The sequence below is a fragment of the Marinobacter nanhaiticus D15-8W genome (assembly GCF_036511935.1).
Classification (GTDB): Bacteria; Pseudomonadota; Gammaproteobacteria; order Pseudomonadales; family Oleiphilaceae; genus Marinobacter_A; species Marinobacter_A nanhaiticus.
Genome location: NZ_AP028878.1, coordinates 2,036,281 through 2,063,123, shown reverse-complemented (window position 1 = coordinate 2,063,123; position 26,843 = coordinate 2,036,281). Strand labels below are relative to the sequence as shown.

The 26,843-nt window shown below is 52.8% G+C and carries 23 protein-coding genes; 11 read left to right on the top strand and 12 right to left on the bottom strand.

Annotation, left to right across the window (positions count from 1 at the left end; genetic code table 11):
• Positions 1-179: 179 nt before the first annotated feature.
• The 8 genes from RE428_RS09300 (at position 180) to RE428_RS09265 (ending at position 11,146) form a co-directional block, all read left to right on the top strand.
• Positions 180-1,964, top strand: a complete 1,785-nt coding sequence (locus RE428_RS09300; RefSeq protein ID WP_004581728.1) for an ATP-dependent nuclease — start codon at positions 180-182, stop codon at positions 1,962-1,964.
• Complete coding sequence (locus tag RE428_RS09295; RefSeq protein ID WP_004581727.1) at positions 1,964-3,787, top strand: site-specific DNA-methyltransferase; 1,824 nt, start codon at positions 1,964-1,966, stop codon at positions 3,785-3,787. Before RE428_RS09300 ends, RE428_RS09295 begins: the two co-directional genes overlap by 1 nt.
• A gap of 2 nt (positions 3,788-3,789) precedes the next feature.
• A complete protein-coding gene (locus RE428_RS09290) occupies positions 3,790-6,441 on the top strand; it encodes a DEAD/DEAH box helicase (RefSeq protein ID WP_004581726.1) in 2,652 nt (883 codons plus the stop codon).
• Positions 6,442-6,487: 46 nt separating this feature from the next.
• Positions 6,488-8,272 (top strand): competence protein CoiA family protein, encoded by a 1,785-nt coding sequence (locus tag RE428_RS09285; protein ID WP_004581725.1) that lies wholly within the window; start codon positions 6,488-6,490, stop codon positions 8,270-8,272.
• 323 nt (positions 8,273-8,595) lie between these two features.
• Positions 8,596-8,886 carry an IS66 family insertion sequence element accessory protein TnpA gene (gene tnpA / locus RE428_RS09280; RefSeq protein WP_004578761.1) on the top strand — a complete coding sequence of 97 codons (291 nt, stop codon included), beginning with the start codon at positions 8,596-8,598 and terminating at the stop codon, positions 8,884-8,886.
• Positions 8,883-9,227 carry an IS66 family insertion sequence element accessory protein TnpB gene (gene tnpB, locus RE428_RS09275; protein WP_004578760.1) on the top strand — a complete coding sequence of 115 codons (345 nt, stop codon included), beginning with the start codon at positions 8,883-8,885 and terminating at the stop codon, positions 9,225-9,227. Before tnpA ends, tnpB begins: the two co-directional genes overlap by 4 nt.
• Before the next feature lie 28 nt (positions 9,228-9,255).
• The gene (gene tnpC / locus RE428_RS09270) at positions 9,256-10,887 is read left to right on the top strand and encodes an IS66 family transposase (protein WP_004578759.1); all 1,632 of its coding nucleotides are present in this window, start codon (positions 9,256-9,258) and stop codon (positions 10,885-10,887) included.
• Positions 10,877-11,146: a hypothetical protein gene (locus RE428_RS09265; protein WP_004578758.1), complete on the top strand. Its 270-nt coding sequence runs from the start codon at positions 10,877-10,879 to the stop codon at positions 11,144-11,146. Before tnpC ends, RE428_RS09265 begins: the two co-directional genes overlap by 11 nt.
• A 25-nt stretch (positions 11,147-11,171) precedes the next feature.
• Here the strand turns inward: RE428_RS09265 and RE428_RS09260 are convergent, their stop codons facing one another.
• From RE428_RS09260 to RE428_RS09220, 9 genes are all read right to left on the bottom strand, one after another.
• Positions 11,172-11,678: a GIY-YIG nuclease family protein gene (locus tag RE428_RS09260; protein ID WP_004581724.1), complete on the bottom strand. Its 507-nt coding sequence runs from the start codon at positions 11,676-11,678 to the stop codon at positions 11,172-11,174.
• A 49-nt stretch (positions 11,679-11,727) separates the two neighbouring features.
• Positions 11,728-12,039: a DUF1889 family protein gene (locus RE428_RS09255; protein WP_004581723.1), complete on the bottom strand. Its 312-nt coding sequence runs from the start codon at positions 12,037-12,039 to the stop codon at positions 11,728-11,730.
• Between the two features lie 26 nt (positions 12,040-12,065).
• Positions 12,066-12,494, bottom strand: coding sequence for a DUF6998 domain-containing protein (locus tag RE428_RS09250; RefSeq protein WP_004581722.1), 429 nt, complete (start codon positions 12,492-12,494; stop codon positions 12,066-12,068).
• 74 nt (positions 12,495-12,568) lie between these two features.
• Positions 12,569-12,928, bottom strand: coding sequence for a hypothetical protein (locus RE428_RS09245; RefSeq protein ID WP_004581721.1), 360 nt, complete (start codon positions 12,926-12,928; stop codon positions 12,569-12,571).
• Positions 12,929-13,211: 283 nt separating this feature from the next.
• A complete protein-coding gene (locus RE428_RS09240; protein WP_004581720.1) occupies positions 13,212-14,099 on the bottom strand; it encodes a recombination directionality factor in 888 nt (295 codons plus the stop codon).
• Positions 14,100-14,162: 63 nt separating this feature from the next.
• Positions 14,163-15,158, bottom strand: coding sequence for a YqaJ viral recombinase family nuclease (locus tag RE428_RS09235; protein WP_227500230.1), 996 nt, complete (start codon positions 15,156-15,158; stop codon positions 14,163-14,165).
• Between the two features lie 91 nt (positions 15,159-15,249).
• Positions 15,250-16,212: a DUF932 domain-containing protein gene (locus RE428_RS09230; RefSeq protein ID WP_004581718.1), complete on the bottom strand. Its 963-nt coding sequence runs from the start codon at positions 16,210-16,212 to the stop codon at positions 15,250-15,252.
• A 31-nt stretch (positions 16,213-16,243) separates the two neighbouring features.
• Positions 16,244-16,594 carry a hypothetical protein gene (locus RE428_RS09225; RefSeq protein ID WP_004581717.1) on the bottom strand — a complete coding sequence of 117 codons (351 nt, stop codon included), beginning with the start codon at positions 16,592-16,594 and terminating at the stop codon, positions 16,244-16,246.
• A 398-nt stretch (positions 16,595-16,992) separates the two neighbouring features.
• Positions 16,993-18,075 (bottom strand): TolC family protein, encoded by a 1,083-nt coding sequence (locus RE428_RS09220; RefSeq protein WP_081614610.1) that lies wholly within the window; start codon positions 18,073-18,075, stop codon positions 16,993-16,995.
• On the opposite strand from RE428_RS09220, the gene RE428_RS09215 reads away from it, so the two are divergent.
• Positions 18,023-19,363: an ATP-binding protein gene (locus RE428_RS09215; protein WP_004581715.1), complete on the top strand. Its 1,341-nt coding sequence runs from the start codon at positions 18,023-18,025 to the stop codon at positions 19,361-19,363. The genes RE428_RS09220 and RE428_RS09215 overlap by 53 nt on opposite strands.
• Before the next feature lie 209 nt (positions 19,364-19,572).
• On the top strand, positions 19,573-20,259 hold the full coding sequence (locus RE428_RS09210) for a response regulator transcription factor (protein WP_004581714.1): 687 nt from the start codon (positions 19,573-19,575) through the stop codon (positions 20,257-20,259).
• Between the two features lie 123 nt (positions 20,260-20,382).
• Here RE428_RS09210 and RE428_RS09205 read toward each other — a convergent pair whose 3' ends face one another.
• Together RE428_RS09205 and RE428_RS09200 are read right to left on the bottom strand one after the other, a co-directional pair.
• A complete protein-coding gene (locus RE428_RS09205) occupies positions 20,383-21,111 on the bottom strand; it encodes a TorF family putative porin (protein WP_004581713.1) in 729 nt (242 codons plus the stop codon).
• A 529-nt stretch (positions 21,112-21,640) separates the two neighbouring features.
• On the bottom strand, positions 21,641-21,871 hold the full coding sequence (locus RE428_RS09200) for a hypothetical protein (RefSeq protein WP_004581712.1): 231 nt from the start codon (positions 21,869-21,871) through the stop codon (positions 21,641-21,643).
• Between the two features lie 310 nt (positions 21,872-22,181).
• Between RE428_RS09200 and RE428_RS09195 the strand changes: the two genes are divergently transcribed.
• Positions 22,182-23,549, top strand: a complete 1,368-nt coding sequence (locus RE428_RS09195) for a sensor histidine kinase (RefSeq protein ID WP_227500229.1) — start codon at positions 22,182-22,184, stop codon at positions 23,547-23,549.
• 87 nt (positions 23,550-23,636) lie between these two features.
• Here the strand turns inward: RE428_RS09195 and RE428_RS09190 are convergent, their stop codons facing one another.
• A complete protein-coding gene (locus tag RE428_RS09190) occupies positions 23,637-26,834 on the bottom strand; it encodes an efflux RND transporter permease subunit (protein ID WP_004581710.1) in 3,198 nt (1,065 codons plus the stop codon).
• Positions 26,835-26,843: the final 9 nt, after the last annotated feature.

Below are 26,843 nucleotides of genomic sequence, written 5' to 3'. Positions count from 1 at the left end.
CTTACCTATCGGGTATCATTGCGCAGAATCAAAAAAGATAGCACCTGGCAGACGACAAGTCGGGATTTCCTCTAGCGGAACGCAGAGCCTAGCAGCTTCCCGCGTGAACTAGTCCGTGGCAACCCGCGTCGCACGTACCAAGACCGCACTCTCTCACTGCGAATAGACAAGGGACCTGTATGCACCGCCTAAGCCATCTAACAATCAAGAACTTCCGGGCATGCCAAAACGTCGCTCTGCCTCTGGAGGGTTATACCCCGTTGGTGGGCCAAAACAACACGGGGAAGTCTACCATTCTCAAGGCCGTTGAGTGGGTTTTGAAGCCAACGGCACTTTCAAAACAGGATTTCCACGACCCCGACAAGCCGGTAGAAATCTCTGCGTGTATCGATGGGGTCAGCGAAGCCGTTCTGGATCAAATACCCGAGGCTAAGCACCGCAAAGCAATCGCCCCATATTGCAAAAGCGGCCGCTTGTGGATTCGCGTCGTCGCTTCCGGCACCACTGCAAAGTCCATCGAAAAGCAGGTTTGGGATGCAGAGCAATGTGCGGACGCTGACAAACCCGACCAGTGGCGCAATTATCCAACTGGCCTGCCGCAGGCTGTGTCGGCTCTACTCCCAGAGCCGCTGGTTGTCCAGGCAATGCACGACATCGGCGAAGATCTTGGCAAGGCCAAGGCAGGCACAACTATCAAAAGCCTACTCGATGAAATTATGGGGCCGCTTCTGGAGGCCCACGCAGAGCTCAGTGCAGCATTGGAGACAATACACCACGTTTTAACCGCTGACGGCGATAACCGATCAGACCACCTTCAGCAGTTCGATTCCGACGCAACCGACGCACTGGCACATTTTTTCCCGGGTCTCGCTCTTGATCTGGATCTTCAAGTTGTAGACGTCAAAGAATTTTTCAAAGCTGGCGATCTCCACGTCACAGACAAGGTCACAGGTGACAGGCGGCGCTTCGATCAGATGGGTACTGGCACACAACGGGCCATCCAAATGGCCCTAATTCGATATTTGGCGGATACGCGCAAGAGCAGTAACGATAGCCCATCCCGCCGGCTTCTCCTGATCGACGAGCCGGAACTCTATTTGCACCCACAAGGAGTTCGGCGATTGCGGCAGGCGTTATCGCACCTATCTGGCGCCGGTTTCCAGGTTGTCTTCTCCACTCACTCTCCGATGATGCTAAGCCGAGACAACGCAGCCGATACCGTGATTGTTGGGAAAGCTGCCGAGACTGGCGTAAACGTTCGCAAACCACTACGCCAAGCTGTCGAAGAGGCGCTGGAAGGAGGGCCAAGTCAATCGCGCACGCTGTTCGAGCTGGGCAACCTGACTGAAATTTACTTTGCAGATCGAGTAGTCATTTGCGAGGGCAAAACGGACCGCCGATTGCTCCCCCTTGCCTACGAGCGGCTTTATGACCAAGCGCCAGAGCTCGATCACATCGCTTTTGTGTCTCTTGGCTCCTGTGCAGACATCCCCAAGGCACTGACTGTTCTCTCCGCCATGGGCATTAAGGCCTGTGCCGTTGCCGACCTGGACTTTGCCTACACACACGCTCGAAGGAGCGGGCTTCTTGAGCGAGATGGTGAAGACATTCAGGCTGCAAAACGAATTCTGGATGCTTTGAAACAACAAAATGGCTTTACGCTCAACGGTAACGGGCTTCCTCAAAATGACAAAAAGTCCGAATGGTCAGCTGCCGATGCCTGGGCCTGCTACGCCGCCAATGAGGACGGCAAGGCAATTGCCCTGAGCAGCCATGAAACATTAAAGTACAGCGGCGTTTGGGTCTGGCTCGAGGGCTGTATCGAACAAGTCACGAAAGCCGACCAGAAGGGTGAAGACGCCATTGCAGAACAAGAAGATACTCTTCGAGCGCTCAGCGCGACCGAGATTGAAGAACAGATGCCCGCCTTCAAGGCGTGTTTTGACTGGATCAGGAGCTTTTAATGCCAACGCTTGAATTCAAGGGCAAGCAATTTGTCTACTCCCACCACCTTGGGGTGCCATTTCGCGAGTTAAAGGTAATCTCGGACAAATCTTTGCCTGCAAAGAATCAAGAACCCTCGTTGGATGACAACCTGATCATTCAGGGTGACAACCTGGAAGCTCTCAAGGCCCTGCTACCCACTCACGCCGGGAAAGTCGACTGCATTTTCATCGACCCGCCGTACAACACCGGCAACGAGGGCTGGTGCTACAACGACAACGTGCGTTCGCCTCTAATGAGGGAGTGGTTGAAAAAGTCCGCCAACCCGGTGGACAAAGAGGACCTGGAACGGCACGACAAATGGTTGTGCATGATGTGGCCTCGATTGCAGCTGTTGAAAGAGCTTCTATCTGAGCGTGGAAGTATCTGGATTACGTTGGACGATAACGAAGCGCAGCGTTGCAAGATGATGCTGGACGAGATTTTCGGCGAAGAAAACTTCGTCGCATCCTGCATATGGCACAAAATGGATAGCCCCAAGAACACTGCTCGCTACTTCAGCGAAGACCACGACTATTTGCTGGTTTACACCAAGAACATAGCGTTTTGGGAGCTCAACCATCTCCCCAGAACCGATGAGATGATTTCTCGCTATCAGAACCCAGATAACGACCCGCGTGGACCCTGGCTCCTCAGCGACCTTGACGCAAGAAACAAGTACTCAAAAGGGCTTTACTCCATCACCACTCCGAAAGGACGAGTGATACAAGGCCCACCGAAAGGCAAGTACTGGCGGATCAGCGAAGAAAAGTTCAAGGAAATGGATCAGGACGGGCGAATTTGGTGGGGCGCTGATGGGAATGCAGATCCAAACATTAAGCGATTTCTGAGTGAGGTGCGGGACGGTGTTGTTCCCCAGACGATCTGGAACTGGAAGGACGTAGGCAGCACCCGGCATGCAAAAACTGAGATCCTCAAGGTATTTTCCGATACCGATGAGCGAGAAATTTTTGTTACTCCTAAGCCCAAGGCTCTCGTAGCACGGGTACTGGCGATTGCGACAGATAAGAACTCTCTCGTCCTGGATTCATTTGCGGGCAGCGCAACCACAGCTCACGCCGTCCTGGAAGCCAACAAAAAGGACGACGGAAACCGCCGCTTCATCCTTATCGAATGCGAAGACTATGCAGATACTCTCACTGCTGAGCGCGTACGCAGGGTAATCAATGGCTATCCCTACACCGGTACCCAACGTGAGGAACTGCACCGAGAAAACATCACCTGGAGTACATTCGAGAAGAAGCACTCCAAGGTGCTGGACCATGTTGCGTCTATAGAGAATCTGCAGGGCCACGAATACGACAAGATCAGTAAACAGATAAAAGATGGTGTTCTCACTGTCACCGGTGAGCGCAAGGTAAAAGGAACCGCGCCAGGACTAGGAGGAAGCTTCACCTATTGCACACTCGGCGAACCTATAGACATTGAAAGCCTGCTTACCGGCACGGGGTTGCCCACCTTCGATGCCCTGGCCCGTTATGTTTTCTACACTGCCACAGGCCAATCACTGGCCAAAGTCGGCGAACCGGCACCCGATGGCTTTATTGGTGAGACAGATCTATTCCGGGTACACCTATTCTACCAGCCAGACCGTGAATGGTTGCGCTCCAATGAAGCTGCACTGAATGCCGAGAGGGTGACGGCGATAGAACAGAACAGCAAAGGTGGCAAACGCGCCATTGTGTTCGCCGTTGCCAAGTTCATGAGCCAGAAAGAACTGACTGCCCGCCGCATCGAGTTCTGCCAACTCCCCTATGCCGTCCACAGAATCCTGGGGGATTGAGCATGGAACTGAAGGAGTACCAACAAGGTGTATTGAGCAAGCTGGACCGATACCTGACAGTGCTTCAAGAACAGCGCGAGCAGGCTGAAGAATTTGTTGAGTTCCAGCAGACCAAAGGCAAAACGGCGCCCCTCGGCGATTACTGCCGCGAGACATGGGACCAGTTGAATTCTGAGCGACTATTGCCTTATCTTTACCATGGCGACCAGCCGGTAGTAGCGCCCCACTTGTCTCGCCATGATGGCCTGGGCCTTTCCATTCCCAACATTTGTTTCAAAGTGCCTACTGGTGGCGGCAAAACGCTGCTGGCCACCGCCGCTTTGGAGCGCGTGCAAACGGATTACTTCAAGCGCCAACTTGGACTGGTTTTATGGGTTGTGCCATCTGAAGCCATCTATCGACAAACCTGGAAGCAACTCGCAAACCGCGAACATCCCTACCGACAAATGCTGGAACGCGCATCTGGTGGACGGGTAAAGCTGTTAGAGAAAGGCGACGCCTTCACTCGCCGCGATGTTGAAGGCCAGTTGTGTGTGATGCTACTGATGCTTCCCTCTGCCGCTCGCAAGTCCAAAGAAACGCTACGCCTGTTCCGCGACAGTGGCCGTTTTACCTCTTTCTTTCCTATCGAGGATGACAGCGAGGCTAACCGCGCCCTTCTTAATAAAGTGCCAAACCTGGACCAGAACGATCTGGCTGACCTTGGGTTTGCGGAAGGAGTCGTGCCAGACTCCGTTTCAATCAAGCAAAGCTTGGGTAATGTGTTGCGACTGGTGCGCCCGGTTGTCGTGATCGATGAGGGCCACAAGGCCTACTCCGACACCGCCCGCGATACCATCGCCGGATTTAATCCCCGCTTCATTCTGGAGCTATCCGCCACACCAAACACCAACAGCAAACACCAGTCCAATGTCCTGGTGAACGTACCCGGGGCGGATCTCAAAGATGAAGAGATGATCAAGCTGCCCATCAACGTGATCAACGAGGGCAAAGGTGGTTGGAAGCACACTCTGACTCTCGCCCATTCGAAACAGCAAGAATTGGAGCAAGCGGCGCTCGCCTTTCAGAATGAGTCAGGGCGCTATATACGGCCTATCGTTCTGGTGCGGGTGGAACGCACCGGTAAAGAGCAACGTGATTCCGGGATGGTTCACGCAGAGGATGCCCGGGAGTACCTGCGGGATCAATTGGGGGTAAAGGAAGAACACATACGCCTCAAAACCTCTAGCGATGATGAGTTGGCTGACGAGGACCTCCTTTCGCCGACCTCTTCCGTGCGATTTATCATCACCAAGGACGCACTGCGTGAAGGGTGGGATTGCCCATTCGCCTACGCGCTGGCGGTGCTGTCACGCACGACCGCGACCACCGCACTGACACAAATGATCGGCCGAGTGCTGCGCCAGCCTCATGCTAAAGCTACAGGGGTCTCCGCCCTGGACGAGTGTTACGTGTTCACGTTCGATCAGGATGTAACGGCGGCAATTAACAGTGTACGCAAGGGCCTGGAAGATGAGGGCATGTCAGACCTGGCCTCAAGCGTAACCTCAGTGGACCCTGGTACCGGAAAAACACGGAATATGCGTCGAGAGACCATTCAACGGCGAAATCAGTTTTCCGGTTTGCCCCCGATTTTCCTGCCCCGCGTACTACATCGAGACATTAATTCGCCTGATGGCTACCGGCCTTTGGATTACGAAAGGGATGTTCTCAGTGCTCTGGATTGGGAAGCCTTGCAGTTTCTGGGCGCCGACAAAGCCACTATGGATACCGACAAGCTCGAACGTACCGTGGCCAAGGTGACACTTGACCGAAACGCAAAGGCGGACGGGCAAACCTCATTCGCGCTTGAACAAGAAGCCGTTTACTCCGTGCCAGAGGAGGGATTGGATATACCCTACTTGGTGCGCCAGCTCCTGGATGTAGTACCAAACCCATGGCAAGGCATGCGCCTGCTGGAGGAAACACTCACTGCCCTGAGAAATAAGGACGTGACCGAGGCCCAGATATACGCAAACCGACTCGACTTGATCCAGGCAATGAAGGTCGACTTGCGAGAACAAGTCAACGCAATGGCTGAAAACCTATTCCGAGACAAACTCGATAGCGGGGAGATCAGCCTGCGCCTGGTATCGTCGAATGACCCAGCCCTTAACTGGAAAATTGCCGAGACTCTGGAAATCAATGTCTCTGACGTGGACCCTTTGCTGTATCGCAAAAATGGTGACCCACTTGAAAAGAGCCTGTTCGAGAAGGTCTATCAAAGTGAGCTTAACGATCTGGAGAAAAGCACCGCCTGGTACCTGGACGAGAGCAAGTGTATTTATTGGTGGCACCGCATTGCCGTTAACCAGCGCTCCTACGGCCTGCAAGGCTGGCAACGCCATCGGGTATACCCCGACCTTCTCGCCTGCGTGCACGGTGTTGAAAATGGCAAGTTCCGTTTCTCAGTATTCGAAACCAAGGGTGACCATCTGAAAGGCAATGACGACACCGAGTACAAGCAGAAACTCTTTGATCTATTTACCCGATACGCGGATGTGACAGCATCCATCGGGCAGCTTGCACTTGAGGGGCAAGATGAGCCGCTAAGCTTCCGGATGGTGATGGATAAGAACTGGAAACAGGCTCTCGTAGATGAGGGCATCCAATAACACGCAAGCCCAGATCGCCTCTGAAGGTGACGCATAGGGAAAGGATATGAGCTCGAACCAGCCCAGCTTCAAGCTACCTGTGGGAATAGATAAAGATACGGGCTCGCTACTCAGAATTGACGAAGTGAGCCGTGGGCTGGGATGTAATTGCCTCTGCCCTGGCTGTGAAACGCCGCTGGTTGCCCGAAAAGGAGAGCTCAAAGCCCATCACTTTGCCCATCACACTCCCCCACCCGAAAGCACCCTCAGTTGTGCAGAGTCTGCCCTGCACAAATGGGCAAAAAATATAGTCGCAAAGCAAAGAACATGGAGCTTACGCGCGGAGCACTTCGTCCCTAAGGCCTGGACGACCCGGCTGGGAGAAACGTTAGCCAGCCATGACGAATGGTGGAGCCCCTTCTCTGACAACTCTTTCATCATTGAGAATACGATGGAGGAGCATGATTTCGGTGATTGGAAACCAGACGTGCTTCTTGTCGGTCAGTTTCGAGGCATAGAAACTAGGATTGCTGTCGAGATAAAAGTATCTCACCCCGTCGATGAGGCGAAGCTCAGAAAGGTACAGAAAAGCGATATCGACCTTCTGGAAATCGAGCTCAATCCAGATTTAATGCTGGACGGCATTCTCACCGAAGCCAAACTCGAAAAAGAGATTCTTGACCACAAAAATCAGCTCTGGCTGCATACCCCATTGGCGTCCCGGCTGAAATCTGAACACGACTTGGAGTTTGAGGAACGAATAGCAAGACCGGTCTTGGCCGATCACGATAAAAAATTTGAAGAGTTCGGGCAGAACCTAACCGGCCAGGATTTCGAGGTGCCTGAGTGTCGGCTTTATGACTTCCCAGATGACCTGCACACAGGCACGTTCTCGTTTTTCAGCGACGGTAAATCAATAGATTTGGCAATTGGGAAAGAGATAATCAGCCGTCGAAAGACCTACCCCGTTGCGAGAACGGAGGTATTGTTAGACCGAGTTCGACTCCATTTGGTTGTGAACGAACGAAAAGAACACCCTATCGATTTGATCCTTCGTTCAGTTCGAGCTGATACCGAAATTTCTCGTAAACCGCTCGGGAAAACCTCGACCTTAGCTCTGCTGGTTGAACCAAAGAATGACCCCGAATCGTGGCTCCTACGAGACCGATTAAAATGGATTTTTTCTCGGCGGCGCAGCAAGGTTATCAGCGACCTGCGCACCCAGTTGAACACCAGATTGCGAGAAATAAAACAAAGAGAGCGTCAAGTAGAAGAAAGGCGATATGAGGCCGCGACGAGGCTGACCGACCAGATCATCAAACTTTCCGATTTCTATCAACACTCTGAACCTGATTGGTCTCGATCACACCGAGACCGATTCATTGAGGCTAGAGAGATTGCGAGGGCTCTTGGGGAGGGACCTTACGGAGGGAACGGTCTCTCTGATCGCACAACTCACGACTGGATATTTGGGGTTCCAGGCCAGCAATGGAAAACCATAGTGGCTGCTGAAATGATCCTCCGCCCAGACATCGACGATCTCATAAAGTTCAAAAGCTTGCGATTCTTTCTCCGCAAAAACCGTTTAACGATGCATAAGGCATTGAGCTCTCTCTGGAAACTAGAGGAAGGACCGAAAGTATTTGAAAACCAGACCCGCCATTTAGATCCAACAATTGAATTACCAACAGTCGGAAGCGCATTGCACCATTGGCTCTCACACTTAGCTGAAGTTCAGCCCAATCTCATCATGACGGTAGGCCGTTTCAATAGAGGATTCCGCTGGATCTCTGGCCAAAGAGAACGGCTGTTAGCCGATGCAAAAGAATCCCTTGAAAGCTTTGGACATTAAGAGTGCTGCAAAAATCATCGAATTATTGATACCAGCTCTTAGGTTAAGAGCCCTGTAAAATCGATGGCAAACTCTTTCTCTAAGTATTGGACCGTGTACGGCTGGCCATCCAGCGAAGCCCGTACCAACTGAGACGTAAACAAGCCGCTCTTCGGCTTCCACTTTGCCTCGCTCCGAGGAACAGCCCTCAACCAATCGACAAGGGCGACATACTCCGATCTATCTGGATCGTTTGAGTGTAAGCGTTCATTCCGCGACGTTCTGCCACCCCGCTGAGATTCGCTCTACAGTAACCTCACATTTCCCGATACGAGGTTACCCCCATGAGAAAGCACCGTACTCCAGAACAGTGGCAGACCCTGGTTGATCAGCAGCGCGCCAGCGGCTTGTCAGCACCGCAGTTTTGTAAACAGGAGAAGATCGGTTACGCCAGCTTCTGTAACTGGCGCAAGCGCCTGTCCGACCCGTCGACTGATGAGTCGTCAGGTCCCGGTGAAGCCGATTTTCTGGATCTCTCGTCGTTGATGGGCAACTCTCCATCCTCCGGCCCCGGCTGGAACATTGTGCTCAGCCTGGGCAACGGCGTGGAACTGCGGCTGAGCCAGAACGGATGATCGGGCTCGATAGTCAGGCCCGGATCTGGCTGTGCACTGAGCCCACCGATATGCGCAAATCGTTCCGGGGCCTGAGCGCCCTGGTCCGGAATCAGTTGAAGCACGACCCGCTCAGCGGCCAGTATTTCGTCTTCGTCAATCGCCGTAAAACTCAGATGAAGATGCTGTATTTTACGACCACTGGTTACTGCCTGTGGGCCAAACGCCTGGAGCAGGGACAGTTCCGGGTGCCTTTATCTGCCTCCGGTCAGCGAGCCCTGACGCTGACGGATCTGCAACTGCTGATCGATGGCATTGAGGTGCAGAAATACCGCCAGTTCAAGCGTTTTCGAGGGGTATAGAAGGCCGGGTTCCGGTATAATATCGGTCATGAATTCAACGGCTTCTGCTCCTTCTCCCAATGCATCGTCCTCCTCGGCTCTGGCCGAGGAGAATGCACTGCTGCGTGAGCAGGTCCAGACCCTTCAGCGCCAGCTGGACTGGTTCAAGAAGCAGCTGTTCGGCCCCAAATCCGAGAAGCAGGCATTTGACCTGCCGGGCCAGAACAGCCTGTTCCAGGAAGGCGATGCACCGGTTCCGGAGAACCCACCGGAAGAGAAAAAGCGCACGGTTAAAGCCTATCAGCGTGGTACCGGTAAGAAGCAGCGGGACGACGACTGCCTGAACGACACCGGCCTGCGCTTCACCGCCGATGTGCCGGTGGAGGTCATTGAACACCTGCCACCGGAACTGACCGGGCCGGAGGCTGACCAGTACGAAGTGATCGGCAGCAAGACCACCTACCGGCTGGCCCAGCGGGCCTCCAGCTATGTGGTGCTTAAGTGCGAACGCCCGGTGTTCCGGCGCAAGGGCACCGAGAAGCTCATCACGACACCGGCTCCGTTCAACGTGCTGGACAACAGCCTGGCCGATGTCAGCCTGCTGGCCGGGTTGCTGGTGGACAAATTCCAGTTCCATCTGCCGCTGTATCGCCAGCACCAGCGTATCCAACAGGCCGGTATCACCGTCAGTCGCAGCACTCTGACCAATCTGGTCAAGCGTGCCATCGACCTGCTGCGCCCCATTGTGGATGCCCAGACCGACAACGTACTGCGCAGTCGGGTACTGGCCATGGACGAAACGCCCATCAAGGCCGGTCATCAGGGCCGGGCCGGCCCGCAAAAGGGCAAGATGAAATCCGGCTGGTTCTGGCCGCTGTATGGCGATGCCGACGAGGTGGTGTTCACTTACTCTAACAGCCGTGGGCGTGCCCATATCGAAGAAGTACTCAGCGAATCGTTCAGCGGCACCCTGATCAGTGACGGCTACGCGGCCTATGCCCGTTATGCCGCCGCCCAGGAAAACGTCACCCATGCCCAATGCTGGGTGCACAGTCGCCGTTACTTTATCGAGGCGCAGAAGGATCATCCGGAGATAGTCACCGACGCGCTGCAACAGATCGCCACGGTGTACCGGAATGAAGAGGCCATCAAAACCCAGGGGCTGACTGGCGAGAAGAAACGCCAGTACCGGTTGGATCACTCGAAACCGGTGGTCAGCGACTTCTTCCAGTGGTGCCGGGATCAGTTGGCGCAAGGCGGCCTCGTGCCCAGCGATTCGCTGACCAAAGCCCTGAACTACGTGCTCAGCCGTGAAGCGAGCCTGACCGTGTTCCTGGAAGACCCGGATGTGCAGCCAGACACCAACCACCTGGAACGAGCACTACGCCCCATTCCAATGGGCAAGAAAAACTGGATGTTCTGCTGGACCGAACTGGGCGCGGAACACCTGGGCGTCATCCAGAGCCTGATCAGCACCTGCAAGCTGCACGATATTACCCCGTACACGTATCTGGTGGACGTGCTGCAACGTATCAGCCAGCACCCGGCCCGTGAAGTCAGCGACCTGACGCCCCGACTCTGGAAACCCCGGTTCGCCGACAATCCGCTACGGGCGCTGATCGACCCACGCCACCCTGACCGACAGAACAAACAGCCGGAGGCCAACGTCCGTGCGCATTGAGGACATGACCATCGACCAGTTGCTGGAACTGAACCAGACCATCTGCCAGCGAATTGATGAACTGCAAGAACAAGAAACCCTGCATGCCTTGAGTCAATTGCGGGTTGGCCTGAAAGTGACCTTCGAAGGCCGGGAAGGACCGGTGTTGGGGATCGTCACCAAAATCAATCGCAAGAGTGTGATCGTGCTGGGTGAGGATGGCAGGAAACAGTACAAGGTCTCGCCGGAGTTATTAAGGCCTCTCCGTGACGTGAAGTAGGTCAACTACGTCGTGGAATGAACGCTTACCCAACAAAGCCATACCCTTTCAAATATGCTGCTACGACATCGCCGACTTGAAGGCTCTGAATAGCATCACGAAATCGCGGCGCTTGGCCTGCCGAGATAAAGCCATATTCAACATAATCATCCCAGTTGCGGTGAGTTCCTTCCCCTACGTTGTAGTAGTAAAGCCCGTTTTGGAAATCGAACCCAGAGAGATGTCGGTGCAGCTTATCGTGAGGCCGGAAATTGTCTGCGTAATGGCCTGAGGAAACATTTGTCAGCTGCTTACCCAGTTTCCAAAGAAGCGTCTTCTCAACCAGCAGCGCATCGTGCTCGGACAGATTACGAGCAATCACCCGAATGATTGGCTCTAGCCCCTCTTTCCTGATCGCCTTAATCCGCCTGGTCTTCTCGCTATCCGAGTCATCATTCACATGGGCGTACTTCCGGGAGCCCTTTCCTTTTCCATAATAAAACTCCTCGAAATTCCGGGGGTCGATGTAGACGTAGACGTAATAATTACCCATAGCAACCTTGATGTGATCTCCGAATGACCTCAGTGCAACGCTGCATTGGTTAGCTTTCTTTCAACTCAGCGATGATTCTTTTTACAGTGGGCTCTCCCCACCCTTTCGGATGTTTAATTTGAACCCGTCCACCCGAGCCAATCTTATCTGCTAGCTTAGCTAAATCGGTAGCGTGACGGTCACTCCACTGGTTCTCGATTGCCAGGGTATAAACATCGTCCATAGACAGCGGAATCCCCTGCTTATGGAGAGCTTTGAACAACTCCTTTGCTCTTGCCTCATCGACGGGGTGAGCCAATCCTGCCGAGACATTGGCCACGACGGACAGCTTTGCTATGGACTCTCGAAGTATTGGATTCACACACACCACTCCTCATGAAATTTGACTTATCTATCCACTGGCCACACTTTGGCCCCTATCTTTTTAAATTTCGTCACTGCCAAAGCACCACGTTCATTTCGTGCTTTTGAGCCAGGCGCCAGGATGGCCCTCTCAACTGCCGGACGCTCAGCCTCCCACATTTCGATTACTTCAAACATGTCATCCAGCAAAACCAACAAGACGCTGTCCCATTCATGGTCAAGGCGAATCGATCCCAGCCTTTGGCCAGGGCCAGGTTTTTCTGGCAGACAACGGCCCTTGATCTGAACCTTTCGTCCCGCACGATCAGTGGCGTCGTAACCAGCTTGTCTCGCCTCGGCTAACTTTAAATCGAGTAGCTCCGCGGCGCTGAACTCTGCAATTTCACCCGTAATCCCTAGCGGTTTGCCAGTCAGCTTTTTTAAAACGAATAGCGACGTCTTTTGCAGCCGCAAGAATCTCCTGCAACTCGTTATTCACGGAATTCCTTTTGATTGGGAATTCGCCGCCCTGATCGTGTATGCGAGTATTAGCCATTATCCAACAACGTCTTCAGGTGGCTCATATTTCGTCGTAACGTAACCAACTGACTCTCTGCATCCAAGATGTGCTCATTTTCATGTAGCACGAGTGTTCTGGCCTCGCCTGAGAAGTACAGACACCTTGCAAGTCGAATGCAGGTTTCAAAAACCGTATCGGCAACCATCCGCACATGTTGGCTCTCTTGATTATTCCTGAGGATGTCCCCTGAAAACTCGAAAGCGCGAAGTACCTCCGTAGATATGATCTCCTCATCACCTATTTGAACCTGAAGCTCGTGCCCGACTAGGCCTCGGTGAAGCGCTTCTAGGGCTAACCTGTGATATTTATCATCCAGCTCTTTGCTCATGGCTAACACCAGCAACTATTAATAGATCTGAAAAGGAGAAGTCGGAACGCTACCATGTCGCAACTACGAGGCTCAGGAAAGCCACCTCCTCACAATTAATCAACAGGTTAGACGACTCCCAGTCGCCTTACCATGGGTTTGCTGAAACTTTCCATCACCCAGTACGATCACGAGCACGAGAATCACTAGCTTGGCCTGTAGCACCTCACCGCCCCACCTCAACACAAAAAATAAACATATTCCGAGTCTGGCAAGTGGCCCATATAGGACCACTTGTCAAAATCTAACCAGAAATCGACTTCGCTGAATCGATATCTCTCCTCAGCTTAGAAACAACAGAAGAATGGTCCGGCGATTCTTCGCGAGGAGCTGTGGAATAGAATTCCTCAACCACCTGACTCATTTCGTCCTCATCGTATTCAAACAGCGCATTACCGAATCCCCTGGCTGCAGTCGCATCCAGCGCAGCCTGGTCAACGCCCTCTTCTTTTACCTGCCTGGCCTTTTCCCTCGCTTCAGCCACCGCTTCCTGCAATGACACCCCTTCCTGGATCACCAAATCCACATAGTAAATCGGCGTGCGATGACTCTGCGTCGTGCTTTTGCCCCGTAATTTCAACTCCAACGGCATGTACGCCAGCAGACCACCAGAGACTGCCTGGTAGTAGCTCAGCCTGGCAGCAAGAGTCCGGATGCTGTTGTAACCGGTCGTCCGAAAGATAAAAGTGCCGAGATCATCGTCGTCACCCACCTTCACGTTCAGGCGGCCATAGGGCTTGCACAGACCGCCTTTGCCGAACTCACACAACGTTGGGCCCGGGCATGGCAAAGACTGCACTCCTGATTGCGTTAGACGCTTACAGGTGTCGCCATTGCCTACGCACACAGGGCGCCCGCTTTTCCGGTCGAACATGGTGTACTCGGCCCGCAGATTGAGATCCGCGTCGTTGAACAGCATCCGCACCGGGATGGTCCGCAGTTTGCTGTTTGGGGCATCCTTTCTCAGTTCCTCGTCCATGGGGTGAAGCACCCAGCCATCCTTTTCCTGGATCTGGGAGGTGATGGTGAATTGATCGTCTTTCTGCGGTAGCCGGATGCCGTTCTTTTCAACGACCCTACCGATGCTGATACGCCCCAAAACCGGAGGCGTAATGGCTAAACCTTTAATCATGATGGCTCTCCTTAGAAAAAGGGCCACGGGGCACTCGTCACGCCCGCGTGGCCAATGGGGTATTCATGCTTGGATGAGGAATCGACGGCTTCCTGGCTTCGTCAGTGGGTATTGCTCCAGTAGTTCTGGCTGATCCTTCAGTAGCCTTTTCACGTTGAGCCCGACGGAATCCTTGCTCCGCTTCCAGCTCACGCTGCCACTTGGAAAGGTTGCCTTTGAGGCATCCCCCATCTGGCTCTCGATTCGCTGTTTCAAGTGGGATGCGGTAGAGCTGAGGTCTTCCATTTCCTTGCGGATTGCCAGCAATTCGTCGAAGGCATCGGACAGCTCCTTGCTTTGGCTGAAGTCCAGGGTCTCCCCTCTGTCTATTGGATACAGATGACGCAAGGCACGTTCAGCAGAATCGGTTCCATCGACTGGTGGTGGGGTATCCGTTTCCACGAAATCCCAGAACTGACGCTCCAACACGTAAAGTGCCTCGATGAGCTCCTCGTTTCGTTCAACGCGATAGATCTTTAACTCCTGGCCACACAACAGAACGCACACGTCCGCTGCCTGTTTGCCGGTGACAGCCAACTGGTGCTGCACCTGGCACTGTATGTAGTCCGGCACACCCTCTTTCCAGAGGCGTGATCCGAACTCCCCTGCCGTTTTGCATTCCAGGATCTGCACGTCGTCATCAGCCACCACGGAGTAATCTAGATTGGCCAACATCCAGTGCTTTTCCGGATCTGGATGCTGCAATACCGCATTCACCCGGCGCACTTTCCGGCCCGTCTGCTGGCTGTACTGCTCGGCCACAATCGGTTCCAGGATATGGCCCCAGTAAACCGGTGAAGTCGGATCGTCCGAATCCGGCTTTGGTAAGCCAGCATCTCTGCCGGTTTTGACCATCCAGAGTTCCAACTGGGATTGATAAGGGTTCATGCCAACGGCCGCAGCGGCATCGCTACTGCCAATGCCCTGCTTACGTACCTTTAGCCATTCATCCCGGCTGAGGCCCTTGGTGGAGACCAGGCGTAAGGCCGGTCGCTGTTTCTGAACTGTATTTGCACGCATGCCCATGGTTTTTCCTCCAGACATAAAAAAGCCCACCAGAGCATCAGGCTCCGGTGGGCTTTATGGCGGTTTTGAGTTTTGTAGGATTGGCTTAGGCCACAAGTGACATGGCCTGCTCTAATGCACGGTTCTTCAAGGCTGCACCGGTGCCAAACCAGGCTGAATCCAGTCGATGGTCCACAGTTTTGGCACGGCGCTGGTGATCGATGAATTCCGTCACTGCATTCAGCAGCCCGTAGGCTGTGCCGTCCGATGAAGCCAACGTGGCACCCATGCCCTCGCCTTCGAATAGACCCAGGGCTTTTGCCATGGAACGCTCGTTGGTTTTACCAACCCCAGCACTAGAATCGTCCGTGAACACCTTGAGGAAGTAGTTCCTGGCCTCAGTAATTTTCACTTTCCGCTCACTCAGGGTCTTCAGGCGGTACATGAAGTCATCCCATACGCTAACGGATATGCCGAGCTGCTTCTTCACCAGGTCCGCGTCGAATGCGGTGTTGTGCTTCACCTTGACGGCGTTGGCATTAGAGCCCTTCAGCGCAACAGCCAGTGTGTTGTTGCAAACCACACGGATACTGGTGAACAGGGCAATGGTTGCCATGGTTCCGTCGCAAGCGGTGGCCAGCAGAACGTAGGCATTGGTTTGATCGTTGCCCTTGAGCATGCCGGATTGGCCGGTGCGGGCCAGAGCCCACATCTTGCGGCCACCTTTAAGGACACCGGCTGTTTCCAGCTCAAAACCAGACACTTCGGTCAGATCCCGATAGAACTCCAGGATCTCCTCGGGCTGGACCACTTTGAAGCGATTACCGACGACCGACAGCGGAGCCTTGGTATCCGAGCGGTAAAGCACTTTCGAATCCGGGTAGGACAGAATTTCACCCAGGGTGCCACTGGAGTTGGTGACAAAGCGGACAGGGCTTTCCTGAATCTTCCAGTCTAGGCCCGCTTGTTTTGCCCAGACCTCCAGGGGTTGATTGGAAGTCAGTTCATTCCCCAGACCATGCCAGGGGGTTTGGCCAACGTAGGCCATTTGCTCGATGAGATGAGCCATGGTTGCTCTCCTATGGTATTTGCGAGGGGAATCAGCGGATATCGTCGCGGGAGTCGGGATCGGTACTGAAGGAATAGCCGCAATCCAGGCAGCGAAGGTTATCCAGCACACGGTCATCCAGGACATCGCCCAGAATCACGCCAGCGGAAGCGCCAGTGGCACCACCCAGCAGCGCACCAATGACGGCACCGCCGATACCACCGACGGTTGCACCTACGGGACCGGCAACGATTCCCAGGGCAGCACCCGCTTGGGCACCGGCCGTGGCAGCCGCATAGCCGCCGTAGGTCCCGGCAGACGCACCAACCACACCAGCGGCCTTCTTGCCATAATTGTTCTTGCCAATCCGTCGCGACAGACAGTTGGGACATTGTTCAGACATTGGGAATTACCTCTGTGAAATGGGAGGGAAGGCACTGTCAGTGCCCTGGTTCACAGAGGTGATATAGGTTTCAAATTTGATGGAATCATGAAACGGATAAAGACGTAGATCCCGTTGTGTCTTGAAGCCGACTGTTCGCACAAAAGCCAACGATAATTCTGTGTCACCCAGAGCTGACTAACCAAAACGAGGACCGAGCTGTGGCGAAAGGCTCCTCTTCAACAACGGTCTACCGGACGGGCTACTCGGCTAAAAGAGCAAGCTTAGGTCGCAAAGCGAACATTCAGGAAGGTTCATGAGTTTTGGTCCAAGTGGTTTTTTCGAGTCTTCGGGCATTTGGAATGGAACTTTCTGGTGCTATCCAAAATGCCCGAAGACTTGACCATTGAATTACCTCTTTAATTTAACGCATTGATAGTACGCACCGGTATCAGGGCTTCGTATCCGGCCGAGGCACTATATAGATCACGGATCACCCCAGCTCGACGGAGTTTGACCCCAGTAAGCTGTCTTGCGCTATTTATTGCGTCCTCCAGTCTGCCAGTGCCACTGGCCAGCTCGTTCAGACTGGCTTCCCAGTGCGCGCGCTGGTTTGGCAAGTGTCGCTCGTTGAGGATGTTCAGGCGACCATGGCCGGCCTCAACGCTTGCCCTCAGTTTAGCGATCGAAGCCCGCCATTCCCGCTGAGCCTGAGTGGCCAGCCATCGTTTTTGTGAGGCTTCGGCAGTCGCCTTTCGAACGGCGCTGTGCTGGCGCTGCCCACTAAATGGAATCCGAACGCCAATGCCGACGACCCAACGTTTTCTCTCGTCAGCCCACAGGCTGTTATAGCCGGCATTAGCTGTGAACGTAGGTCTACGATCGACTTCGGCAACATCCAGCCGCGCGCGCGCCTCGGCTTCCCTTGCCTCGGCTGCCCGAATCAGCGGATGATCTGGTTCCAACTGTCCATCGGCGAACAGAAGCGTTTCAGATGCCTCCGTCAGTTGCAAACTGGCCCCCGTCGGACGACGCCCAAGCAGAGGAATCAGGTCGCTGGCTAGCCCGGCCTTTTCCGCTTGCAGCTCTACTAGTCTGGCATCTAGAGTGTCCAACTCCGTTTTGACCCTGAGCATTTCACTTTGCGAGCCGATGCCATAGTCAAGCCTCTGTTCCGTTACGGTGGCCAGTTGCTCTACCAAAGCGCGTGTCTCATGATGGAGATTGATCGCTTCATTGGTATACCACCAATATGCATACGCCTCCTTAACGCGAGCTGTCAGCTGCCTTATTAGCCACTGAGTCTCCTGCTGGGCGGCAAGCATTCCGGCCTCCGCTGCCTTGCGAGACGCCGACAGATGATCCGGCCAGGGCAGCTGCTGGCTTACCTCAAAGCGATGCCCAACTGTATTAGGTCCCTCTAGAGTTTCAGGCGCAATGCCATACTTGATGACCGGGTCGGCCCAAGGCACCTTGCTTTTATTGCTACTGCCAGCGGGCATTGCGCTAATGGGGCTTGCATGGCTGGTTCACGGCCTCTTACTGGACCGGATGTCCCGGGAATTCGTCGAGACACGTCTCAAGGATGAGGTCGCCTTTCTGGAGCATCAGATTCGTGATTCTGGCGGTCAATTGGACAGTCTCCAGACTGGTGACTATTTTCAGGAAGTCTTTCACCACGCCTTCGCCATACATTCTCCGTCCAGAACGATCATTTCCCCGGATTCCTGGGCACCGGTGTTAACGTCGTTAATAGAATCAGCAAAGGATGGGACCGTTCGTGTTCGGGATGCGGACACCGTCGAAGGCCCAAAGAGCATTCTTGCGTACCGAAAGTCGTTCCGGATCGGCGATACGCCGATTGTAGTGATCGTGTCCGAGGATCTTGGCGCACTGAAACGCAGCCAGGCAGAGTTGCACGGGTGGACGGCCATCGTCTCTATTCTGCTGATTCTGCTGTTGGTCGTTGTGATCTGGTTCGGTATCAATCTGTCCATGCGCCCTGTCGTCGAACTGAAGGCCACGCTGAAGCGACTTCAGGATGGCAAGGTCTCGCGGATTCATGTCCAAGCACCTGAGGAATTTCGACCGCTGGTCCAGCAGCTCAACCAATTGCTCGACTCGCTGGATCAACGCCTGGAACGATCAAGGGATGCGCTGGCGAATCTGTCTCACAGCGTCAAAACCCCCATTGCGGCCGTCCGGCAGATTCTTGAGGACACCAGTCGTCCGCTCTCCAACGATCTCCGCCTTCAGATGACCGCGAGACTCAATGACATCGACAAACAGCTTGAAGCCGAGATGCGCCGAAGTCGCTTTGCAGGGCCACAGGTTGGGAAAAGCGCTTACCCTCTGAAACAGGCACGGGATCTAGTCTGGATGCTGGGGCGACTATACCCGGAAAAGTCCTTTGAACTGTCGAGCTCCCTGCCGGAGGACGCCCGCTGGCCGATCGAGGAGCACGACCTGAATGAAATCATGGGCAACCTTCTGGACAATGCAGGCAAATGGTCGGAACGATGCGTGGAGCTGTCACTCGTTCAACACTCCGGAAATCTGCAGATCGGCGTAACAGACGATGGGCTCGGCGTCGCGGACGCTGAAATCGGCAATCTGGGTCGACGGGGGTTGCGGCTGGACGAGCAGACCCCAGGCCATGGCCTTGGGCTGGCGATTGTTCGAGAAATTGTCGAACGCTACAGTGGAACCCTCAACTTCTCACCTGCTCCGAAAAGTGGGTTGTCCGTGATAGTTGACCTTCCCAGGGCGGTCCCGGTGATCAATCGTTGACCCGGCCACCTGGTATGTGGTTAAGCGATCACATGTGGATAGTGTTTGTATAGAAAACTTTCCTCACCGTAATGCCTTTTTCAAGCTAGATTCAGCTTCGTCTGTTGTTATAGCGGGTCGCTTGAAGTCCGGTCTCTTAGCTAATTTTGATTTGCTCTCGAGAAGGGCGACAGCCACAATTTTCCAACATCCAGAGACGGCGCTTATAGATGAAGGTTCTAATTGTCGAAGACAACGCGGTACTCGCAGAAAAAATCTCCGTTTGGCTTGCGAAGGAAAACTTTACTGTAGATGTTGCCCAAAACGGAAAAGAGGCAAATTTCTTCGTAGAGACAAGCAGTTATCAGGCGATCATTCTGGATATAGGACTGCCCGACGAGAACGGGCTTTCTTTGATGCAAAAATGGAGAAGCAGTGGCAGAGATGAAGCTATTCTTATTTTAACTGCCCGCTCCAACTGGACAGAGAGAGTTGAGGGCTTGAATGCCGGGGCAGACGATTATCTTCCAAAACCCTTCGAATTCGATGAACTAAAAGCTCGACTTAGCGCCATAATACGAAGAAAAGACGGGCGAGCAACTGATAAGATCATCGTGGATGGTTTTCTACTTAATGCAACCTATAGAACCCTAACAACTCCCGATCATAAAGAGTTCAGACTAACCGCAACGGAGTACCGCCTTTTACAATGCTTTCTTCGCTCTCCTGACAGAGTTTTCTCACAGGACGAACTTGTTGAAGCACTCTATAATATCGAAAGGTGCCCAACCAGAAATGTCGTTCAAGTCTACATAGCCAGGCTCAGAAAGATACTCGGAAAAAAACGAATAAAAACATTGAGAGGACAAGGATATTACTTTGCAAGAGATTCTCTTCAAAAAAGGGTTGAAGCTTAAATGATTTTACTGTGATTTAACCATTTTCCTCAAGGACCAGGGCTCGCCAGATAAATGCGCTGGCCCACAAACCGGGCCAGCTTTCTCAACGATTAACCATTTCGGTGAAAAATACCAAATAGATTAAAAAGACTTAGTCCAGCCCAGCCAAAACTTCGGGTCGTCCGAACTGACCGAACCAAGTGCGTTACTTGAATCGATATCAGCGTACTCCAGATTAACACTAAAAGCTCCAAAGCTTCCCGCATCTTTGGTGACGTTAACAGCTGCATGTCCGTAGCTCGCCTCGCCAATAGACGCCTTGCCATCATCAGTGAAATCATAATAGCCAATCAAAACACCTGTGCTGAAATCGTCTTCCAGTGGCACATCAACTGATGCGTAATAATAGATATCGCCTGGAACGAACAGCCCTTCGCCGCTTACGTCGCTGTTTGCTGTGTAAGCAACACCTATAGATACAATGCTGTAACTCAACTCTCCGTATATTTCGCCAAAATCAATAGATTCAGGAGCATCAGGGTAAGAGTAATAAATGTAGCCAACATCGTAACCGATATCCTCAATTACACCGGAGAAGCCAGCATAAAGATCAAGCTCGTAGCTCGTCCCATCGCCGAAATCCACATTGGAGCCCCAGCCGCCAACATAAAGCCCCGACGCATGTTCGTAGTCAAGCCCGCCTTGCGTCGCCGTTGAGCCATCTGTTTGTGTCACACCGCGAAATAAGTAGTTGCTTGTTATGCCCAAATTAGCACTAACACCTGCGCTGGCAATTAACGGGACCGCTTGGAGAGTTACGAGCAAACCAACACTTAGCAAACAATCTTTAGTCGAGATACGTCTTTTCATCGTTTTTACCTTCTATTTGGGCAGCTTAGTTATTTGCGCATTGAATAACGCACCTATAATGCATACACGTTTTGTGCCACCTTTTAAAAAACTTATTCTATGAGCAATTATTGTCAAATCAGGGCCGCAGTTCATAAAAATGATTAAATATTTAACAATTCAATGCAATAAGCACTCTGCTTCAAGTGTTGCATTGCTCGTCGATAGTGCGCTCATCAATAATGCGCACCAAATAGGAACAAGAATTGAAAAAACGATGACTAAAATAGAACTATTTTTAACTTGGTAATTCTAGATTAGATATGGTTTTATGAAAAATCGAGGGAGGTCTGAATTAGCCATGAATACTGCAAAATATCTTAGTTAAGAATGCAGCTTTCCAACATTTTGCGCTCTGTCTTCCTTACGAGATTCATCAATACTAAAGCGCGACTTTCGCAATTTTGGGAAAATTAACAAAAATCTACCATTAAATTAATCTTGGAGCCACGTAATTGCCCGTCTGGCTCCAAGTAAACAACGATAAATGTTATTGCTTTTCCAAGAGATCCCCAATCAACTCTTTAATCAATCTATGTTCTTCCTTCAGTTTTTTGATGGTCTCGCTCTCTTCCACACGATACTGGGAGGAACGTTCATCTATGCTCTTATTAGGATAGCTTCTTGCCTCGTTGTATCTGTCCGCTTGCCCTCCTGCGTGGGCTATAGAAGCACCACTTGCCACGAAAGAAGCTACTATAATCATGGATACTTTCTTCATAAAACGGCTCCGACATTTTTTTCAATTAGACCAGCAACATTCAATGGCCTTGGGTGTTTAGTAGAACATCGAAACTTTAAACACACTTGAAAATATATGCTGATGAAACGTTTTTTTCAGCGGCTACCACAAGCTCAAAAGCCATTTAGGTCGGCTTTGATTTGATGACACTAAATCAAGTTATTCAAATGCCTAAGAACGATAAGACCAAGCCAGACCGATCTGAAGACCAGAGCGTCCCTCGCTCCGGCTCGCACCCGTTGCGGCACGCTTCGATTCCAACTATGCTTTCCGATCAGAGCACCTCTATGTGCCTTCAACTGAAGCCTTCCGCTCAATCGACAAAAGCACCTTCATGACAGCGCAGAAAAGCATCGGAAAAACTGTCCTCCAATATGGCATCGGTTTCAGCCTCTTGTATTTTTTACTAATTTTTTTCTCGCACACTTATGTAATAGAGCAGCTTTCGAACGAGTCCAGAAAACATCGCCTTGACAAGGAGGTGGAGAGTTTTCAAACCATCATTGAAAACGAAGTTCCGACGCCCGACGAGATTGGCAGCATGATTGATCGATTCCAATTGCTACTGGAGCACGCCCTCGTCGTCGAAGTGAAAGACGGAAGCATCATTGCCAGTAGCAACATAGATCAAACAACGTTGCGAATGGTTTCAAGAAAGCCGGCGGGCTTTGTAGAAATATCCCAAGGTGCAGATGACCTTCTTGGATTGAAACGAGGTTTCGGAATTGACAGCCCGCTTTCGTCAGTCACCATCCTGGAAATGGAAAGTGGACTCGCCGAGCGATCCAGTGGGGCTCACCTGACCTTGCTGGCTGCCTCCGCATTATTACTTGTTGTTCTCTTGGCTCTGGTAGGCACCACTACTTACCTCGCTTTGAAACCGATCGTACACATCAAGGAAGACATGAGGAGACTGCAATCTGGCAAACAACCTCGTTTGAATCCTGACGCACCAGAGGAGTTCAGTCCGCTGATCAAACAGTTCAATAACCTACTTGAACTAGCAAGTCGTCGCCTTGACCGCCACCGCCGCCTCAATTCCGATCTTTCTCACATGGTCAAGACCTCGATCTCTGCCAATCTCGCAATCTTGTCAGACACTGGTTCATTACCTCCGTCCCGCGACGACATAGAGTTCATGACCTCCAACCTAAAGGATCTAAGCCGGTCCTTGAACTACCGCATGAGCAAGGCAGATATCTCCGGCAGGCAGATGGGGCAAACATGTTTGCCGATTGAAATAGCGAACAACGTCATTTCTGTCATGGAAAAAATCTTTCCCGATAAGAGTTTCCGTATTAATACATCCTTGCCGAATAACTTCAGTTGGCCCATGGAGCGTCAGGACCTATCAGAGTTATTCGGTAACCTGCTCGAAAACGGCGGGAAATGGAGTCAGGCTGAGATTGACGTTTCAATAAGCCAGACCGATTCCGGGCTAACGATAGAAGTTGCAGACGACGGCCCTGGGATTACTCCAGAAGCGGCCTCAAAAGTGATGGATAGAGGTTCCCGGCTTGACGAAACCGTTTCTGGATTTGGATTGGGACTGTCCATCGTGTCCGAAATACTAGAAGACAATTTCGGACGGATGAACATTGGCCCCTCAGAAACAGGGGGCGCCAGAATTACAGTTGTGCTTCCTTTCCCAGAGTAGAGCACAACCATAATTCCTCCGCCCCGCTATGACGGAGGGATTACCCTCCCCTGCTCGCGATCAAAACTGTGTATTTCCACCTCTCTTCTACCGTTGCATATCATCGAGTTTAGACCTTGAGAAGCGCGTGAATAGAGCCGGCAAAACAAAAAGCGTTAGGAAAGTCGCAGTCACGAGGCCACCTACAATCACGCTGGCCAATGGCTTCTGGATTTCCGCACCCACGCCCGTCGACAATAGCATCGGTATCAAACCGAGTGCCGAGGTTATTGCTGTCATCAAGACAGGACGCAAACGGGAGACGGCACCTTCAAACACCGCAGTATCCACGTTCAACCCATCCTGTATTCGCTGATTGATGCTTTCGACCATTACGACCCCGTTAAGCACCGCCACACCAAACAGTGTGATAAATCCAACGGAACTGGGCACCGAAAGATACTGGCCGGAGATCCAGAGTGAAAAGACGCCACCAATAACGGCAAGCGGCACGTTGACCAGAATCAACAGCGCTTGACCAACCGAACTGAAAGCAAAGTACAGCAACAGCGCGATCAGGCCCAGAGATACAGGTACCACAATGGTCAATCGCTTCTGAGCTCGTTGCTGGTTTTCAAACTGACCACCAATATCCACCGAATAGCCGGGGGGAAGGTTCACTTCTGTCGCGATGGTATCCTGAATATCGGCAACCACACTGCCCATGTCACGACCCTGCACATTAGACTGAATGACCACACGGCGCTGAACGTCATCGCGGCGCACCTGAGGCGGGCCGGACTCAATAGACACATCGGCCACATCACCGAGTCTCACCCAGGCTCCGGACGGCGCCTGTAACCTGAAATCGGCAATGGCATCCCGGTCTTCCCGGAAACGTTTGGCCAGACGCACATAGATATCGTACCGCTCATTTCCGTTGATGATCTGGCCCGCGGCGGCACCACCCAGTCCATCCCGGACGACACTCATCACATCAGACACGGCAAGTCCGTACCGGGAGAGTGCCTGACGGTCAGGCTGAACCACCAACTGCGCTTCACCAGCAATCTGCTCCATGGCCACGTCTCGTGTTCCCTGAACTGTTCGGACCGCCGCTTCAATCTGCTGGCCTTTCTCCGCCAGTACGTCGAGATCCGGGCCAAAGAGTTTGATGGCCAGTTGCGCGCGGACACCTGACAGCAATTCATCAACCCGAGTCGCGATAGGCTGAGAAAAGTTAAACAGTAGCCCCGGGTGTTGTTCGAGCTTCTCCTCAATCAAAGCCTGCAATTCATAGCGATTACTGGCGCTGGTCCACTCGGCTGTTGGTTTGAGACCAATATATATCTCGATGTTATTGACTGGTTCCGGATCGCCGCCTATTTCCGCTCGGCCAGCCCGGGACAGGGCGTAGGTCACCTCTGGAAATTCCATCAGCATGGCCTCCAGTTTCGGCGCCACTTCAAGCGCGGTATCAAGGCTTGATGAGGGGGCTAGCGTTACCCGGAGGTTAATGGTCCCCTCTTCCAATTCGGGGACAAACTCAGTACCGAGTCGCGGCACGACCAAGGCCGCCAGCACAACAAGGACAGCTGCTGCACCGACAACAGAGCGGGTGTGTTTCAACGACCAGTCAAGGCCCTTGCGATAAAGCTTTTCGAGGGGCTTTAAAATGAAACTTTCCCGCTCCCGAATACCCTTGCGAAACATAAACGATGCCAAGGCCGGCACAACCACCAGAGCAACGATCACAGCGGACACGATGGCCAACATTATGCTGATCGCCATTGGCTGAAAAAGCTTGGCTTCCACACCTTCAAAGCTGAATAAAGGCATGAAAACGACCAGGATAATCGCCGTCGCGAAAAAAATTGGTCGCGCCACTTCCCGGCCTGCCTCCTGCAGTCGAAGCGCAATGCCATGGTCATCGTGTGACGCGTCCAATGGGTCAGGGTCGTTTTTCACCAATTCATCCCGACGGGCGTCATGCTCAGCATCCGGATGCGTCAGATGTTTGAACATGTTCTCGACCATAACAACAGAGCCGTCCACCAGCATGCCAATTGCCACAGCAATGCCGCCCAGAGACATCAAGTTGGCCGAGAGACCGAACCAGGCCATGATCATCAGCGCAATACCGATAGAAATCGGTATAGAAAGCAGCACGAGCGTTGTTGCCCGAAGATTCATCAGAAACAGGGCAAGCACGATCGCAATAAACACAAAAGCCAACAGAAGTGCATTGGTCACCGTCTCTACGGCCTTGGTCACCAGATCCGCCTGGTTGTAATAGGGCTCAAAACGAACCCCACTCGGAAGCGCCTGATTTATGCGATCAATGCGGGCCTCGATGCCGTCGATGGTGGCTTTTGTATTGGCCCCCATTCGTTTGAGTACAATGCCAGAAACCACTTCACCCAGTTGTTCAACCTGACCGTCTTCATCCTTCCGGGTCATGGTCACCGCACCCTGGCGAATTTCAGTGCCCAGCGCTACCTGGGCGACATCGCTCACCGTCACTGTAATGCCATCACTGGTTTTAACGGGCACTTGACGGATCTGCTCCAGCCCCTGCTCGCCATTACCCAGCCAGCCCATACCGCGAATAACCAACTGCTCCTGTCCACGGCCCATATACCAGCCCCCAACATTGGAGTTGGTGTTCTCCAGGGCGTCCATGACGTCGTTCTGTGATAAGTCATAGGACAGCATTCGCGCCGGGTTCAGATTGACCTGGTACTGGCGGACCTCTCCGCCAAACGACAGAATCTCTGTTACCCCTTCAGCAGGTATCAGCAACAGCTTGACCAGCCAGTCGTGCAAGCTGCGTAATTCCATTGCGTCGTACCCCGAATCCGGGTCCGCTATCAGCAAGTACTGGTAGACCTGGCCGAGACCGGACGTATTCGGGCCCATTTCAGGCACCCCGACCCCGTCCGGAATCAGCTCCCGCGCGGCCTGCAACCGCTCGAACACCAGTTGGCGCGCGAAATAGATATCCGTGCCCTCTTTAAAGACCACGGTGACACCAGACAACCCGGTTTTGGAGATGGACCGAACCTCCTCAACATCCGGCAACGCATACATCACCGCTTCAATGGGATAGGTGATCAGTTGCTCGACTTCCTCGGCCGCAAGTCCGGGCGCCTCTGTATTAACAGCGACCTGGACGTTTGTAACGTCAGGGAAAGCATCAAGATTCAGTTTTGGGATCTGAAACGCGGCCGTGGCGATAAGCACTGCAAGCGCAATAAGAACCAACAGGCGGTTCTGAACCGCCCAGTCGACAACTCGGTTGAACATAATGGCTCC

Coding starts and splice junctions, on each gene's coding strand:
- RE428_RS09300 (WP_004581728.1), top strand. CDS start 180: ATGCACCGCCTAAGCCATCTAACAATCAAGAACTTCCGGGCATGCCAA.
- RE428_RS09295 (WP_004581727.1), top strand. CDS start 1,964: ATGCCAACGCTTGAATTCAAGGGCAAGCAATTTGTCTACTCCCACCAC.
- RE428_RS09290 (WP_004581726.1), top strand. CDS start 3,790: ATGGAACTGAAGGAGTACCAACAAGGTGTATTGAGCAAGCTGGACCGA.
- RE428_RS09285 (WP_004581725.1), top strand. CDS start 6,488: ATGAGCTCGAACCAGCCCAGCTTCAAGCTACCTGTGGGAATAGATAAA.
- tnpA (WP_004578761.1), top strand. CDS start 8,596: ATGAGAAAGCACCGTACTCCAGAACAGTGGCAGACCCTGGTTGATCAG.
- tnpB (WP_004578760.1), top strand. CDS start 8,883: ATGATCGGGCTCGATAGTCAGGCCCGGATCTGGCTGTGCACTGAGCCC.
- tnpC (WP_004578759.1), top strand. CDS start 9,256: ATGAATTCAACGGCTTCTGCTCCTTCTCCCAATGCATCGTCCTCCTCG.
- RE428_RS09260 (WP_004581724.1), bottom strand. CDS start 11,678: ATGGGTAATTATTACGTCTACGTCTACATCGACCCCCGGAATTTCGAG.
- RE428_RS09245 (WP_004581721.1), bottom strand. CDS start 12,928: ATGAGCAAAGAGCTGGATGATAAATATCACAGGTTAGCCCTAGAAGCG.
- RE428_RS09240 (WP_004581720.1), bottom strand. CDS start 14,099: ATGATTAAAGGTTTAGCCATTACGCCTCCGGTTTTGGGGCGTATCAGC.
- RE428_RS09235 (WP_227500230.1), bottom strand. CDS start 15,158: ATGCGTGCAAATACAGTTCAGAAACAGCGACCGGCCTTACGCCTGGTC.
- RE428_RS09230 (WP_004581718.1), bottom strand. CDS start 16,212: ATGGCTCATCTCATCGAGCAAATGGCCTACGTTGGCCAAACCCCCTGG.
- RE428_RS09225 (WP_004581717.1), bottom strand. CDS start 16,594: ATGTCTGAACAATGTCCCAACTGTCTGTCGCGACGGATTGGCAAGAAC.
- RE428_RS09215 (WP_004581715.1), top strand. CDS start 18,023: ATGACCGGGTCGGCCCAAGGCACCTTGCTTTTATTGCTACTGCCAGCG.
- RE428_RS09220 (WP_081614610.1), bottom strand. CDS start 18,075: ATGCCCGCTGGCAGTAGCAATAAAAGCAAGGTGCCTTGGGCCGACCCG.
- RE428_RS09210 (WP_004581714.1), top strand. CDS start 19,573: ATGAAGGTTCTAATTGTCGAAGACAACGCGGTACTCGCAGAAAAAATC.
- RE428_RS09205 (WP_004581713.1), bottom strand. CDS start 21,111: ATGAAAAGACGTATCTCGACTAAAGATTGTTTGCTAAGTGTTGGTTTG.
- RE428_RS09200 (WP_004581712.1), bottom strand. CDS start 21,871: ATGAAGAAAGTATCCATGATTATAGTAGCTTCTTTCGTGGCAAGTGGT.
- RE428_RS09190 (WP_004581710.1), bottom strand. CDS start 26,834: ATGTTCAACCGAGTTGTCGACTGGGCGGTTCAGAACCGCCTGTTGGTT.